Source organism: Streptomyces sp. NPDC060198 (assembly GCF_042728415.1).
GTDB lineage: Bacteria > Actinomycetota > Actinomycetes > Streptomycetales > Streptomycetaceae > Streptomyces.
The window spans coordinates 1-13,787 of the sequence record NZ_JBHWZJ010000189.1; the positions used below are offsets into that span (position 1 = coordinate 1).

The window sequence follows — 13,787 nt, forward strand, 5'->3', positions numbered from 1 at the left end:
TCGTCCTCCCAGCTGTCCCAGAGCCTGCGGAGGACCTCGACGTAGTCGGCGGCCTCGGCGAACAGCTCGCGCACCAGCTTCTGGGCCTCGGGCAGCAGGTAGTCCTGCGGACGGAACGGCGGCAGCACCCGGCGGCCGAAGTGTGCCGCCTCGTGCCCCGCGGCGGATACCTTGACCCGGACTCCGGCGCGGCCGGAGCTCACGAAGTCCAGTGTCGCGACGGCCTTCGCCAGGTGGAACGGCTCGGTGTGGGTGGCCACCACACTCGGCACCAATCCGACGTGCCGGGTCAGCGGCGCCACCCTGGAGGCGATCAGGACCGCGTCGAGACGGCCGCGCACCTGGTCGGTGCGCCGGTCGTCGGCGGTCGGGTCGGTGGACTGGAGCGACAGCGCGTCCTCGAAGGTGACGAAGTCGAGAAGGCCTGCTTCCGCCTCCCGCACGGCGTCCAGCCAGAAGGCGGCGGTGAAGAGTTCGCGGGCACGGGACTCCGGCTCGCGCCAGGAGGCGGGGTGCCAGCCCGTGCCGTCCAGTGCCACGGCGAGATGGAGGGGTTCGGGAGGTGAGGCGGGGGACTGCGACATGTCGGGGAAGAACCTTTCCTGATCGGCTGGGGAGTACGGAGGCGGCGGACCGGTTCCGGTCGCGTGCCCGCTGGGGGCGGAGGTCAGTTCCCCGGCGCGGTGGCGCGGTCACCGCCGGGGACGCGGACCACGGCGAAGAGGGTGCGCCGGCGCAGGGCGAAGCCGATCGAGAGGTAGAGGCGGATGGCGTTCTCGTTGTCGCCCGCCGCATGCAGGAAGGGAACGTCCCCGCGGTCCCGGATGCCGTCGGCGACATGCCGGACCAGCCGGGTGGCGAGCCCCTCGCCGCGATGTCCGGCGTCCGTGCAGACGGCGCTGATCTCGGTGTGGCCAGGGGGCCGCAGCCGTTCCCCGGCCATCGCCACCAGCCGTCCGCCGCGCCGGATTCCCCAGTAGGCGCCCAGCTCGATGGTGCGCGGGAGGAATGGTCCCGGCTTGTTCCGGCTCACCAGGTCCAGCATCTCGGGCACGTCGGCCGTGGTCAGCCGGACGGCTTCCGGATCGGCCCGCGTGAGCAGGGTGTCGGCGACGAGCTGTACGCCCTCCGCCCGCTCCACGGTCTCCCAGTGCTCCGGCACAGCGCTGATCCCGGTCACCGCCGTCTGCGTACCGGGTCCGAGAAGCGCCGCCAGATCGTCCCAGGCGCGCGGGTCCGAGGAGTCGCCCAGCGCCACGAACGGGGCGACGTCCGTCTGGTAGCGGGCGGCGGAGCCGACGATCTCCGCGAAGCGGCGGTGCGCTCCGGTGAGGGCGGCCCAGGCGGCGTTGTCCAGCACGTGCGGTCCGGACGGTGTGGGAACGGGATCGAGGCGGAGGAGCGACTGCGCCGGCTGGAGGTCGGTGGACATGTGTGGCCGTTCTTCCTTCGGTGGGTCGTGCCGGTCTCCGGCACGGTGGACAAGGGGCGGACCGCGTCAGCCGACGGCGGCGGGCAGGGGGCGCCCGAGGACGAAGCGCTCGGCCGCGGACCGGCCTTCGACCAGGTCCGCCGCCAGCTCGCCGATGGCGGGAGCGAATTTGAAGCCATGACCGGAGAAGCCGGCGAGCACCGTCACCGGACCTCGCCGGTCGACCACGAAGTCGTGGTCGGGGGTGGACGTGTAGAGGCAGGTGACCGGCTCGGGGTGGGCCCGGGCCAGGCCGGGCAGCCAGGCACGCACGTAGCGCTCCAGCCGCTCGGCCGCCGCCGGGTCAGGTGTGCGGTCCCGGTGGTCGGGGTCGACCACCGGCCCGACCGCATGGAACCCGACCTTGACGCCGTCCTCGCTGCCGAGCCCGTACACCCCACCCGGTTCGTCGAATCCGGCGCCCGGATGGTGCACGAAGGCCGGCCATTCCAGCGCGTCGTCCACCGCGAAGTGCAGCGGCTGTTCCTGGGTGACCCGCAGCGGCGGCAGTCCGTCCACCAGGTCCGGCAGGAAGGACGGCGACCAGCCGCCGACCGCGACCACGGCCGCGTCCGCGACGACCGGGCCGCCCTCCTCGGTCTCGACGGTGACGCCGCGTCCCGTCCGGCGCAGCGCACGTACCCGTACCCCGTGCCGTACGTCGGCTCCGAGGCCCGCCGCAGCCGAGAGCAGCGCCGCCACCGAGGCGTCGGCGTGCAGCCGGCCGCCCTCCGGGTGCAGCAGCACGGTCGAGTCGGCACGCAGCCCGGGCCAGCGCTCGGCCGCCTCCGCCGGGCTGAGCACCAGCCCCGGCCGACCGGCCGCCCGCAGGGCGTCGGCCAGTTTCCCCACGGTCCGGGGCGACCCGTGGTCGACCGCTCCGGTGAGCGTCAGTACCGGCCTGCCCGACTCCTCCTCCAGCCGCCGCCACAACGGCAGCGCCCGCAGGGCGAGCCCGACGTACCAGGGATCGGCGTACGTCAGCCGGAAGATGCGGGAGCTGCCGTGCGAGCTCCCCCGGTCGTGGCCGGGACCGAACCGCTCCAGCACCGTGACCCGGTGGCCGCGTTCCGCCAGCCGCCACGCGGTCGCCGCGCCCATCACCCCACCACCGACGATCACCACGCTGGGTGCCATGACGGATCTTCCTCTCCGCGTTCTCGCGTTCGAGCACACCCCGGCTCGATCGGGGTGCGGTGTCCCGGTGGATCAGGAGTTGGTGATCGGCAGGCCCGGAGGGTTGACCTCGGCCTTCTGCACGGCCTCGTCCTTGAGGTTCCACGCCTCCAGCCACTTCGCGTACTGGCCGTTCTCGATCAGGTAGTTGATGGCCTCCGCAAGCGGCTTGGCCAGGCCGCTGTCCTTCTTCGCCGTGGCGCAGATCAGCCCCTGGAGCGAGGCACCGGCACCCGAGTACGTACCCCCGCTGCGGGTGGCCTGCGGGGTGCTCGCGGACTGGGTGATGTGGTAGGCGATGGCGGGATTCGGGCCGAAGTACCCGTCGATCTTCTTCGAATTGAGCGCCAGATAGGCGCTGTTGTTATCCGCGAAGTACTTGACGTCGAGCTTCTTGCCCTCGGCCTTCAGCTTGTCCCGCCACTCCAGCAGGATCTTCTCCTGGTTGGTTCCGGAGCCCACGGCGATGGTTTTGCCGGCCAGGTTCTCGTAGTCACCGTCGAAGCTCCAGTCCGCTTCCTTGCTCACCTCGAAACCGAGGTTGTCCTGGCGGTAGCAGGCGAACTCGTACTTCTTCTTGCGCTCTTCGGTGTCCGTGATGTTGGAGAAGCCGGCTTCCGTGCGCCCGCTGTCGATCCCCACGAAGAGGTTCTCCCAGGTCGCGTTCTTCGGCTCGGGCTTCAGGCCGAAGACCGCGGCGACCAGGCGGCCGAGGTCGGGCTCGGAGCCGGTGATCGTCTTCTGGTCGTCGCCGACATAGCCGAGCGGCGCGGACCCGGCGGGGAGCATGCCCAGACCGATGGTGAACTTCCCGTCCTCGGTCACGGACTTCGGAAGCTGCGCGCGGATCGACGCGACCTCGGGCACGTCCAGCGTGATCTCCTTGGCAGCCCCGTTCGAGGCGGCGCCGATGACGACCGACCCCTTGGAGGCGCCCGGAGCGGCGGCGGAGTCCTCGGTGTCGCTGTCCCCGCAAGCGCTGAGTCCGGCGGCGAGAGCGAGGACGGTGCCGGCGGTGGCGAGGGTGGTCAGGCGGGATCTGCGGCGGGACATGTCGTTTCCTTGAGGGTGATGGAGCACTGGTGAGAGGACACGTGGGGGAGGGGAGAGGAGGGGTAATGCCCCTGCTCCGACCGATGGCTGACGATGGATCGGACCGAGGTCAAGCGACATGACGAACGATCAGAGGACCTTTCCCAGGAACTCCCTGGTGCGGACCTCGCGCGGGTTGTCCAGCACGTCGGCCGGCTTCCCCTGCTCGACGATCACGCCGTGGTCCAGGAAGACGACCTGGTCGGCGACCTCGCGGGCGAACCCGATCTCATGGGTCACCACGATCAGCGTCGTACCGCCGGTCGCCAGCTCCTTGATGACGGAGAGGACTTCACCGACGAGCTCCGGGTCGAGTGCCGAGGTCGGCTCGTCGAAGAGGATCACACCGGGGTCGAGGGCGAGCGCCCGTGCGATGGCGACGCGCTGCTGCTGACCACCGGACAACTGGCGTGGGTAGCTGTCGGCCTTGTCCGCCAGCCCCACCCGGTCGAGGAGGGCCCGGGCAGACTCGCGGGCACCCTCGCGGTCGGCGAGACCGATGGCGATGGGCGCGGCGGCGACGTTCTCCACCACCGTGAGATTGGGGAACAGGTTGAAGTTCTGGAAGACGAAACCGATCCGGCTGCGCTGCGCCCGGATGGTGCGCTCGGGCAGCTCCTTCAGCCGGCCGCGGTGGTGCCGTACCCCGATCGGCTCTCCGCCGACCGTCACGTGCCCGATGTCCAGCTTCTCCAAGTGGTTCACCGCACGCAGCAGCGTCGACTTGCCGGACCCGGACGGCCCGAGGATCACCGTCACCGACCCGGGCTCGACCGTCAGATCGATGCCGCGCAGGACCTGGTTCTCACCGAACCACTTGTGCGCCCGGTGGATCTCCACCGCCACCGGCTCTGCGCGGACGGGGTTCTTCGTGCTCTGCGGGGTGGTGACGCTCATGTGCTCGATCCGATCGAGGTCCGGGACCGGGCGGTCCGGATGGTGGCCCGGAATCTCTGCAGCGGGGTCGGGGGTACGGTGCGCAGCGCGCCCCGCGAGTAGTGGCGCTCCACGTAGAACTGGATCACCGAGATGACGCTGGTGAGGATGACGTACCAGAGGGTGGCGACCAGCAGCAGCGGGACGATGTCCCCGGAGTAGGTGGAGCCAAGGCTCTGGACGGTGCCGAACAGATCGAGCAGCGAGACGTAGAAGACCAGTGAGGTGCCCTTGACCAGCCCGATCAGCTGGTTGACGTAGGAGGGCACGATCACCCGGAGCGCCTGTGGGAAGACGATGCGGCGGAACTGGTAGCCGCGCGGCAGGCCGAGCGCCGAGGCCGCCTCGTGCTGTCCCTGGTCCACCGAGAGCACCCCGGACCTGACCACCTCCGCGGCGTACGCGGCCTCGTTGAGGCTGAGGCCGACCACGGCGACGGTCATGTCGGTGGCGAGCCGGGACTCGTCGAACTCGAAGAAGGCCGGTCCGAAGGGAACCCCGAGGCTCAACGTCTGGTACAGCGCGCTGAAGTTGTAGAGGAAGAGCAGAACGACGATCAGCGGGACCGAACGCAGCAGCCAGATGTAGACCCAGGAGACGGACCGCAGTACCGGATTGGGCGACAGCCGGCCCAGTGCGAGGACCACCCCGCCGATCAGGCCGAACACCGCGCTGAGTGCGGCGACTTCGAGGGTGATCAGCAGACCGTCGAGTATCACCGGACGGAAGAACCAGTACGAGAACCGGCTCCACTGGTAGAACGGGTTGCTCACCAGGCCGTGGACGAACTGGGCGACCAGGACGACGACCACCGCGGTGAGCACCCATCGCCACGGGTGGCGCAGCGGAAGAACCCGCTCGGCGGCCAGACGCGGGTCGTGTGCCGACGTGACGAGGGCGGCGTCCTTCGGAGCCGGTGGCTCTCCGGGCGGGGCGGAGGGAGAGCCGGCGATGACCGGATCTTCCGGGGGCGCGGACGTCTCGGGCATGGGTGCTCCAGCGGTCAGGGGTGGCCGGACGGCGCGCGGCACGCGGTCGGGCTGAATCGGGAACCCTGGCCGGAGTCCCGGGCAGGGTCGCGGGGAAGCGCGAGAGGGCGGGGCGGACGGGGTCCGGCCGGTCGGTCAGCAGCCGCAGTGCGGTGCGCAGGCCGGCAGCCCGCAGGTACACGAGTGGCAGGCACGGCACGTGCCGCACACGTGCGACGGCGTACGCGAGGAGGCGGGGGACAGCGTGGCGGACGGCACGAGGGAGCGGAGGCGGCGGACGCCTGCCGTCCTCTCCGGTGCGCTCTCCATGCTGGTCATCCTGGTTCTCTCTGCCGCGGTGGGCGAGCCGCTGGGGCACGCTCGGTGGTACGGGCGACACACGGGGTCGTGGCCGCCGGACCGCCGGGGAATCACCGGGCCGGTCCGGCGTCAGTAACCCATGTGGGGGAAAGGGCGTCAATGCGCACCGGAGTCGTGTGAACAGGTTTCCGGACAGGCCCGGCGTTGCGTGGATGTGCGGCCCATACCGCCCTGACCAGCGAAAACACCATCAGGGAAGCGAGCGGGCGTTGCGTTGGGGTGGGTTCCGGGCGCTCCGTGGGGCGGCCTTCATTTCGTGATCCTGTAACACGGGCTTCATGCCTGGTCATACGGCCCACACGGCGACCGGAGCCTCTCCGGCGGGCGGCGGGCGGCGGGCGGCGCGCAGTCGCGACGCGCGCCGCGTCCGTCCGGTCAGGAGGAGCCACCCCCGCGCGAGCCCGGGGCGGAGCCGGTGCGGCTCACGACCGTCCCGCGAACGGGACGGTCGCCGAGGGAGCGGTGGCGCTCGCGTACGGGTGCTGCCACAACCCGCGCCGCGCGAGGACGGGCAGGACGCCCTCCCCGAACCAGTACGCCTCCTCCAGGTGCGGGTATCCCGACAGGACGAACTCCTCGATGCCCAGCGCCTGATACTCGGCGATCAGGTCGGCGACCTCCTCGTGCGAACCGACCATCGCCGTGCCCGCGCCGCCCCGCACCAGCCCGATGCCGGCCCACAAATTCGGATGGATCTCCAGCCCGTCCCGGCCCCCGCCGTGCAGCGCGAGCATCCGGTGCTGCCCCTCCGACTCGCTGCGTGCGAGCCCCTCCTGCACGGACCGGACGGTCTGTTCGTCGAAGCCGGCCAGCAGCCGTCCGGCCTCGGCCCACGCCTGCTCGGAGGTGTCGCGGGTGATCACGTGCAGCCGGATGCCGAAGCGTACGGTCCGCCCCTCCTCGGCGGCGAGCTTCCTGATCCAGGCGATCTTCTCGGCGACGGCCGCCGGCGGCTCGCCCCAGGTGAGGTAGACGTCACTGTGCCGGGCCGCGACCACGCCCGCGGCGGGGGACGATCCGCCGAAGTAGATCTCGGGGACGGGCTCGGGCACCCGTATCAGTTTCGCGTCCTGGACCCGCAGGTGCTCACCCGTGTGGTCCACGGTCCTGCCCTGCCACAACTCCCGGACGATGTGCAGGAATTCACCGGTGCGCGCGTATCGACCGTCCTTGTCGAGGAAGTCGCCGTAGGCGCGCTGCTCGTGGCTCTCGCCGCCGGTGACGATGTTCAGCAACAGCCGGTTGCCGGTGAGTCGTTGGTACGTGGACGCCATCTGCGCCGCGAGCGTCGGCGACACGGAGCCGGGCCGGAAGGCCACCAGGAACTTGAGGCGTTCGGTGTGCTGGCTGATCAAGGCGGTGGTGAGCCAGGCGTCTTCGCACCAGGCCCCCGTCGGGGTGAGCGCGCCGACGAAGCCGAGATGTTCGGCCGCGAGCGCGATCTGGGTGAGGTAGGGGACGCTCGGCGGACGGTCGCCGCCCGCCGTCGTGACGGGCGTACCGTGACCGCCTCCCACGACGTGCCGGCTGTCGCCGTTGGTGGGGAGGAACCAGTGGAAGGTGAGAGACATGGGGAGGACCCTTTCGGTGCGGGGAGTCGGGGAGTCGGGGAAGTGGAGGGACGGAGACGCGGGACTGCGGGGTCGTGGGGACGGTGGGATCGCGGTCCCGTCGGGCACGTGCCGGTCAGAGGAGTCCGTGGCGGGGCGGGCGGGTGCCGTTGAGCGCCCAGCGACCCAGGTGCTGCACCTTCCAGCGTGTCGGGTCGTGCAGGGTGTGGGTCCGGGCATCACGCCAATGCCTGTGCAGATTGAGGGAGTCGAGCGCGGCGCGGGTACCCGCTACCTCGAAGAGTGCCGAGCCGGTCTCGACCGCCGCTTGGGCGGCGACGACCTTCGCCGCCGCGACCGCGAGGGACGCCTCGGCGGCCAAGTCGTCGGTGAGATCGGCCTCCGCGCGGTCGACCGCACGTGCCGCCTCCGCGAGCAGGGCGTCGGACGACCGTACGCGCAGCGACAGTTCGCCGAACCGCTGGATGAGGAGCGGGTCGTCGGACGCTCTCTCCACCCCGCTCTCGAACCAGGGACGGCTCTTCGTGCGGACGAAGGCGGCTGCCTCCTCCAGAGCGCCCGCAGCGATCCCCGCGTCGATGGCCGAGTGCAGCAACTGGGCGACGGCTCCGTGCAACTGCGGACCCCGGAAGGTGAGATGGTGCGGCACCACCCGGTCGGCCGGCACGCGGACGCCGTCGAGCCGGACCGTTCCGCTCGCCGTGGTGCGCTGCCCCATCCCGTCCCAGTCGTCCACCACGGTGACACCGTCAGCGGAACGCGGTACGTAGGCCACCCACAGCTCCTCGTCGTCACCCCTGGCCAGCACGGGTATCCAGTGCGCGTAGAGGGCCCCGGTCGAGTAGTGCTTCTCCCCGGTCAGCAGGAAGCCGCCGTCCTCGCCCGCCGTGAGCCGCGTCCGGATGTCCTGGACGTGCTTCGTACCAGCCTCGGACTGGGCATTGCCGAGACGGCGGCCGGCCAGTACCTCGCCGAAGAAGAACCGGCGCTGCTCCTCGCTGCCCCGGGCACGCAGCACGTTGACGTACACGAAGTGACTCTGGGGGATCTGCGCGAGGCTGGCGTCGGCCGAGGCGAGGGTTCGTACGACACGGGCCAGGGTGGTGTGGCGTACACCGGCTCCGCCGTACGCCCGGGGCACCGTGACGCCGAGGAGCCCCGAGGCGGAGAGGCGGTCGAGTTCGGCGTGCGGAAGCCGACGCTCCGCATCGCGCGCGGCGGCTCCCGAGCGGAACTCGGCGGCCAGTTCGGACGCGAGGGCGAGCGCCTCCGCGTCGTCGCGGACGACATGGGCGGCGGGAGGGAATTCGGAGGGAGCGGCCATCGGTACTCCGGAGATCGGGTGCGGACGCGCGGTCGGGGGGAGGGCGGGACACGTGCGGATGGGGAGGGCGTCGGCGAGGGGTGATCCCGCGACGCGCAGGGCGAGGTGAACGCCCTTTGCCGGCGAGGGCGTCACCGGCTGTCGGGCGTGGACGCGGCGGGACGCTCCGCAGCCCGTCCCGGGTGCGCCCGTCGCGCGACGACGCTCGCGGTGCGTCGGAAGAGGCGGAACGGCCGGGAGAAGCCCCTCGGACCCGCTGTGGCAGGACGGTCAGCGGCCGTGGCCGGGACGGCATCCGTGGCCGGGGCGACAGACGGCGCTGGAGACACGCGCGAGGTCGACATGGCGCCGCCGCGTGAGGTCCACTCGCTTGTCCATGTCACCGATCCGCTCGCAGGAGGTGGAGCCGTCCGAGCAGGCCCGAACCACTCGCCCGGCGCGGGCCCGTGCCACCGGGGAAAGCGATCCGCGCGCGACCCTTCCGGCCGCCCGCCGCCCGTTCCCGTCAGGGAGCGTACCGGCAGTCGGGGCGTGGGCGGGAGCCCGCATCGGCCTACCGTCGACCAGGTCTCTCTCCATCCCTCCTCGCGACGGCGGCTGTCGGGCCTGCTCAGGCGGTGACCTTGCCCCGCTCGTCGGGGGAGGGCCGGCCCTTCCCCGGTCAGGCGCGGGGCACCGGTGGCGATGTCGTCGGCGAGACGGGCGGTCCCCATCTCGGTCGCCACGACCACGTCGTCGCCCCAGGCCACGGATCACCGGGCGTCCAGGTCCCGGCCGCCGCCATTGCGCTCACGGCGCTCCTTCACCCATCGGCTCGTGAGGTTCGGAGTGTGAGGCGGCACCGGGTTGCCGCGACAGGTCAGCGGGCTGGAAGAAGGTCACATGCGTGGCGGGAACCAGCGTCCACCGCAAGGCCGTTCACCCTGTGATCACCGCCGCTGTCGAGGCCGGACGCGGCACGCGCGGGTCGGTGACGACCCGGCAGCGGGTCCACCCGCCCGCCTCCATCGCCGGATACGGGACTTCCACCGGGTGCCGGACGGGTTCGCCCAGACCGTGGGCGGCGGTGTACCCGTCGTCGTACACCGTGCCGAGATACCTTTCGGGCCCGTCGGGGAAGACCGTGACCACGACCGCCTCCGGGTGTGTACGCGCCGCCCAGGCGGACACCAGGGCGACGGCCCCGGTGCTCCAACCGCCGCTGACGAAGTTTCCCGAGGCGAGCCGCCGGCAAGCGTCCACCGCTTCGGCCGGGCCGACCCAGTGAACCTCGTCGAACGCCTCGCGGACGACATTGCGCGGCCGGATGCTGCTGCCCAGCCCGCGCATCAGGCGCGGGCGGGCGGGTGGGCCGAAGATCGTCGAACCCGTCGCGTCGACCCCCACGAGCCGCAGACCGGGCAGGCGCCGACGGAGCGGTCCCGCGATCCCGGCGCTGTGGCCTCCCGTGCCGACACTGCAGACGAGGATGTCGATCCGGTCGAGCCGGCCGGTGAGCTCGGACGCGAGTGAGGCGTAACCGGCCACGCTGTCGGGGTTGCCGTACTGATCGGGCCAGTAGGCCCCGGGAGTCCGGTGCAGCAGTTCCCGGAGCCGGGCCAGTCGGGCGGCCTGCCAGCCTCCCTGCCGCGTTGGGCGGTCCACGAACTCCAGCCGGGTTCCGTAGGCGCGGAGCAACTTCCTCATGGACGGCTCGAGTTCGGTGTCCACTACCAGGGTGACCGGGTGCCCCAGGGCCTGTCCCGCGAAGGCGAGGCCGATCCCGAGCGTTCCGGAGGTCGATTCCAGCACGGGTGCGCCGGGCAGAAGTTCGCCGCGTTCCCTTGCGCCCAGCAGCATCGCGACCGCGGGACGTGCCTTCATGCCTCCGGGGCCCAGCCCTTCGAGCTTCGCCCAGAAACCGGGATGGGGCCCCGCGAGATCGGTGGTGATGCGGGCCAGCGGCGTCCGGCCCACGAGAGCGAGCAACGCACGGTTCTCCACCGGAGCGTGGACGGCCGTGGTCACGGAGTGGCTCCGGTGTGTCCGTCGTAGAGGTGGACGGAGCTTGGGCCGCCGTCCAGCCAGAAGAACGGGTACGGCTCGGCGCACACCGCCGTGACGCCCGACCCGATGAGTCGGGGCAGCACCGCGCTGCCGGTCTGTGCGAACATCACCAGCGGTTTGCCTTCTTCTTGGGCGTGGACACGCAGATCCTCGAACGTGCCGTTTCCCAGGGTCATTCCGGAGGCGAGTACGGCGTCGCAGTGGTCCAGGGCCTCGATCGCATCCGTCACCACGGGTTCGCCCCACTCCGTGATGCCGCCCTTGAAGTCGCACGGCACATAGTCGAGCCCGCGCGTACGCAAGGCCTCCAGAAGGGAGTTGACGACGCCCACCACCAACACCCTCCGCCCGGGCGGAAGTCGCAGCAGGCTCACGACGGCTCGCGCCCGAGCCCGCGATCTGAGCAGTGAACTGCCGCCTGGTAGAGCACAGGTCAGAGCACCGGAGACGGGACCGTGTCGATGGGTGTGCATCAGATAGGCGTCCAGAGCGGCCACGCGGACCGGCAGGAGCGGGTGCCCGAGCAGGCTGCAGGCATCGGAGCCGGCGCACTCCGCCACGACGTGGCCCGGCAACGTACCCGGTTCCACCGCACACGAACCCACCGCTCCGGCCAATCGCAGGCTCAACACCTCGTTGCGGTAGCCGGTGTTCCTCCCGTCGTGGCGCACGGCCTGGTGCGTGGTGAAGGCCGAGGTGATCCGCAGGTCGTCCGGCAGGGGGCCGAACTCCCCGGACACGACCCGCTCGACGAGTTCGGGGTACGAGCCCGCGGCGCCGGGGCGGGCCGTGGGCGTCCCGGCCGGACTCGCGCACATCAGGGGGGTCATGGCGTCTCCTTCGTGGGGCGGGGTGGTCCGGGCGCGGCGGCGTGAACCCGGTTGGGGGGTGGGCACCCTGAGGGGCCACGTTATCGACAATCATTTTCATTGTCATCTGCGCTGACCGGCGGAGGCGATGCCGTGTCGAGCCGCAGGGCTCGAGTGGCATGGTCCGAGCCGGGAGTGCGTCGGGAGAGCCCGGATCGGACGTCTCCGTCTCCGCGAGGCGAGCGGAACCGGCGGCGTCGTGCCCGCCTGTCGGGGGAGACCGGGGTGTCCGGCATCATGAGGCATGCTTCCGGATCACTGGCACCTCACCCGCGACGTGGACGACTTCCTCGCCCGGGCCGGGGAATTCCTGCGCTCGCGTCCCGCCCTGCACAACACGCCGCTGACGGACATCGAAAAGCTGAGGATGCGTCGATCGATCGAACGCGACTTCGAAGCCGGCGTCTTCGGCCGACTGGTGTCGGAGGGTGAGGTCCGTGCGATCTTCTACCTCACACCGCGCGGACGTCTCGGCCTCACGCCCCTCTCCGGCGGGCAGACCGACACCCTCGCGGTCCAGCTGGCCGGCCTCGGTCACAGCCCCTCCCACGTCATCGCCGACCAGGACACCGCCGGGGCTTTCGCCGAATCGTGGCAGCGGACCACGGGCGCGGTGCCGGTGCCTTTCTGGCGGACCCATCTCTACCGTCTCGGCGCGCTCACCCCGCCGCGACCGGGCCCGGAGGGCCGGGGGCGCCGTACGGGCGGCGGGGACCGCGAGCGCGTCGTGCGGTGGTGCCGCGCGTTCTGCGTCGATGTCGGGGAACAGCCCTCGATCGAGCTGATCGACGCCGGCTCCTGGGACGACTCGCGTTTCGGTGACAGGCACTTCACCTTCTGGGAGACCCCGGACGGCACCCCCGTGTCGATGGCTGCCGTGACCCCGGTCGTCGGCGGCATGGTCCGGGTGGACCCCGTCTACACCCCGGCCCGCCTCCGCGGTCGCGGCTACGCGGGAGCCGTGACGGTCGAGGCGAGCGGGGCCGCGCTGGCCGCGGGCGCGACGGACGTCGTCCTGTTCACGGACCCGGACAACCCCACCAGTAACGCTCTCTACCAGCGCATCGGATACACCCACGTCGCCGACTTCGCCGGGTACGAGTTCACTGAGCGAGCGATTCCGGAGGAGTCGGAGTCCGCAGGCGGTCGGTGAGTGCGGGGACGGGCCTGCCGGGGGGTGTCGTGCCATGCGGCGGCTTCGGCGCGAGGGTGCGCGGCCCGGCTCGCCTTTCGAGATTGCCCGCACCCCGGCCAACAGCTCATGGCTCGACCGGGCCGAGGACCGGTTCACCGTCCCGCGCTGCTTCGCCCTCGACGGCACCGACCACACCGGCCGCAAGACCAGAACGGCATGCGCCCCCGCTGCGTCACCCCGCGGAGCGATCACGCCGCAGACGCACGCCTGCGCACGGTCGTGACCAGAGCCGGTATCGCTCGACCGGCTGCTACCCGAACGACCCGTCAGCTCGACCGGCGAAGCTCTCGCAGCCGTCGTGCTCGAACCGCACTCGCCCGTCGAATGACGAGTCGGGGTTGCCGCACGCCCCGTAGTCCCGGCCGAGCTGCCCGCTCAACGCGATCCAGAAGCGGCATCCTCCGCACTGGGCGTCGTACCACTCGTCCAGGTAACCGGACTGCGCCGTCGAGCGGTTCGACGACGCTCGCCACCGCGCATGACACCGATCGTTGTGATCTTGATCGTCACCTGTCCAAGGCTGATTCTCATCCACTTTCGACGTCTCCCTTCGCTCGATTCGGCACCGTCAGCCCTCGCACACTTGGCAGTGATCCTCTCACCGAGAGACAGAGCGAAGGCTCTGTGATGCGGCACCGGCACGCCCGGCTCCGCGCCGGTCGGTCGCTGGGGTGACCGGCCGCCGAATACCGGGGCACCGGGTGCTGTGGGTCCCTCGGGAGGCCGTCGGGCTTCGTGCCGAGTGCGGTGGCGAGGAG

13 protein-coding genes are annotated in these 13,787 nt (G+C 71.3%); 1 reads left to right on the forward strand and 12 read right to left on the reverse strand.

Annotated features, from left to right (window positions below):
* The 11 genes from ACFWEP_RS21795 to ACFWEP_RS21845 all read right to left on the reverse strand — a co-directional run.
* Nucleotides 1-584, reverse strand: a 584-nt coding sequence (locus tag ACFWEP_RS21795) for an LLM class flavin-dependent oxidoreductase (protein WP_387371979.1), incomplete at its 3' end; no start/stop codon positions are given.
* A gap of 83 nt (nt 585-667) precedes the next feature.
* On the reverse strand, nt 668-1,432 hold the full coding sequence (locus ACFWEP_RS21800) for a GNAT family N-acetyltransferase (RefSeq protein WP_387371980.1): 765 nt from the start codon (nt 1,430-1,432) through the stop codon (nt 668-670).
* 66 nt (nt 1,433-1,498) lie between these two features.
* Complete coding sequence (locus ACFWEP_RS21805) at nt 1,499-2,608, reverse strand: FAD-dependent oxidoreductase (protein WP_387371981.1); 1,110 nt, start codon at nt 2,606-2,608, stop codon at nt 1,499-1,501.
* A gap of 72 nt (nt 2,609-2,680) precedes the next feature.
* Nucleotides 2,681-3,700 (reverse strand): transporter substrate-binding domain-containing protein, encoded by a 1,020-nt coding sequence (locus ACFWEP_RS21810; protein ID WP_387371982.1) that lies wholly within the window; start codon nt 3,698-3,700, stop codon nt 2,681-2,683.
* A 129-nt stretch (nt 3,701-3,829) separates the two neighbouring features.
* Complete coding sequence (locus ACFWEP_RS21815) at nt 3,830-4,636, reverse strand: amino acid ABC transporter ATP-binding protein (protein ID WP_387371983.1); 807 nt, start codon at nt 4,634-4,636, stop codon at nt 3,830-3,832.
* The gene (locus ACFWEP_RS21820; protein WP_387371984.1) at nt 4,633-5,664 is read right to left on the reverse strand and encodes an amino acid ABC transporter permease; all 1,032 of its coding nucleotides are present in this window, start codon (nt 5,662-5,664) and stop codon (nt 4,633-4,635) included. Before ACFWEP_RS21820 ends, ACFWEP_RS21815 begins: the two co-directional genes overlap by 4 nt.
* 782 nt (nt 5,665-6,446) lie before the next feature.
* Nucleotides 6,447-7,595, reverse strand: coding sequence for an LLM class flavin-dependent oxidoreductase (locus tag ACFWEP_RS21825; RefSeq protein ID WP_387371985.1), 1,149 nt, complete (start codon nt 7,593-7,595; stop codon nt 6,447-6,449).
* A gap of 115 nt (nt 7,596-7,710) precedes the next feature.
* Nucleotides 7,711-8,919, reverse strand: coding sequence for an SfnB family sulfur acquisition oxidoreductase (locus tag ACFWEP_RS21830; RefSeq protein ID WP_387371986.1), 1,209 nt, complete (start codon nt 8,917-8,919; stop codon nt 7,711-7,713).
* Between the two features lie 270 nt (nt 8,920-9,189).
* A complete protein-coding gene (locus tag ACFWEP_RS21835; RefSeq protein WP_387371987.1) occupies nt 9,190-9,498 on the reverse strand; it encodes a putative leader peptide in 309 nt (102 codons plus the stop codon).
* A gap of 339 nt (nt 9,499-9,837) precedes the next feature.
* Entirely contained in the window at nt 9,838-10,926 is a 1,089-nt protein-coding gene (locus ACFWEP_RS21840; protein WP_387371988.1) for a PLP-dependent cysteine synthase family protein, read from the reverse strand.
* Nucleotides 10,923-11,795 (reverse strand): Rossmann-like domain-containing protein, encoded by an 873-nt coding sequence (locus ACFWEP_RS21845; RefSeq protein ID WP_387371989.1) that lies wholly within the window; start codon nt 11,793-11,795, stop codon nt 10,923-10,925. The genes ACFWEP_RS21840 and ACFWEP_RS21845 overlap by 4 nt, the downstream gene beginning before the upstream one ends.
* 283 nt (nt 11,796-12,078) lie before the next feature.
* Here ACFWEP_RS21845 and ACFWEP_RS21850 point away from each other — a divergent pair, with 283 nt between their 5' ends.
* Nucleotides 12,079-12,987 (forward strand): GNAT family N-acetyltransferase, encoded by a 909-nt coding sequence (locus ACFWEP_RS21850; RefSeq protein ID WP_387371990.1) that lies wholly within the window; start codon nt 12,079-12,081, stop codon nt 12,985-12,987.
* A 292-nt stretch (nt 12,988-13,279) separates the two neighbouring features.
* On the opposite strand, the gene ACFWEP_RS21855 is transcribed toward ACFWEP_RS21850, so the two are convergent.
* On the reverse strand, nt 13,280-13,564 hold the full coding sequence (locus ACFWEP_RS21855; protein ID WP_387371991.1) for a DUF3027 domain-containing protein: 285 nt from the start codon (nt 13,562-13,564) through the stop codon (nt 13,280-13,282).
* Between the last annotated feature and the right edge of the window lie 223 nt (nt 13,565-13,787).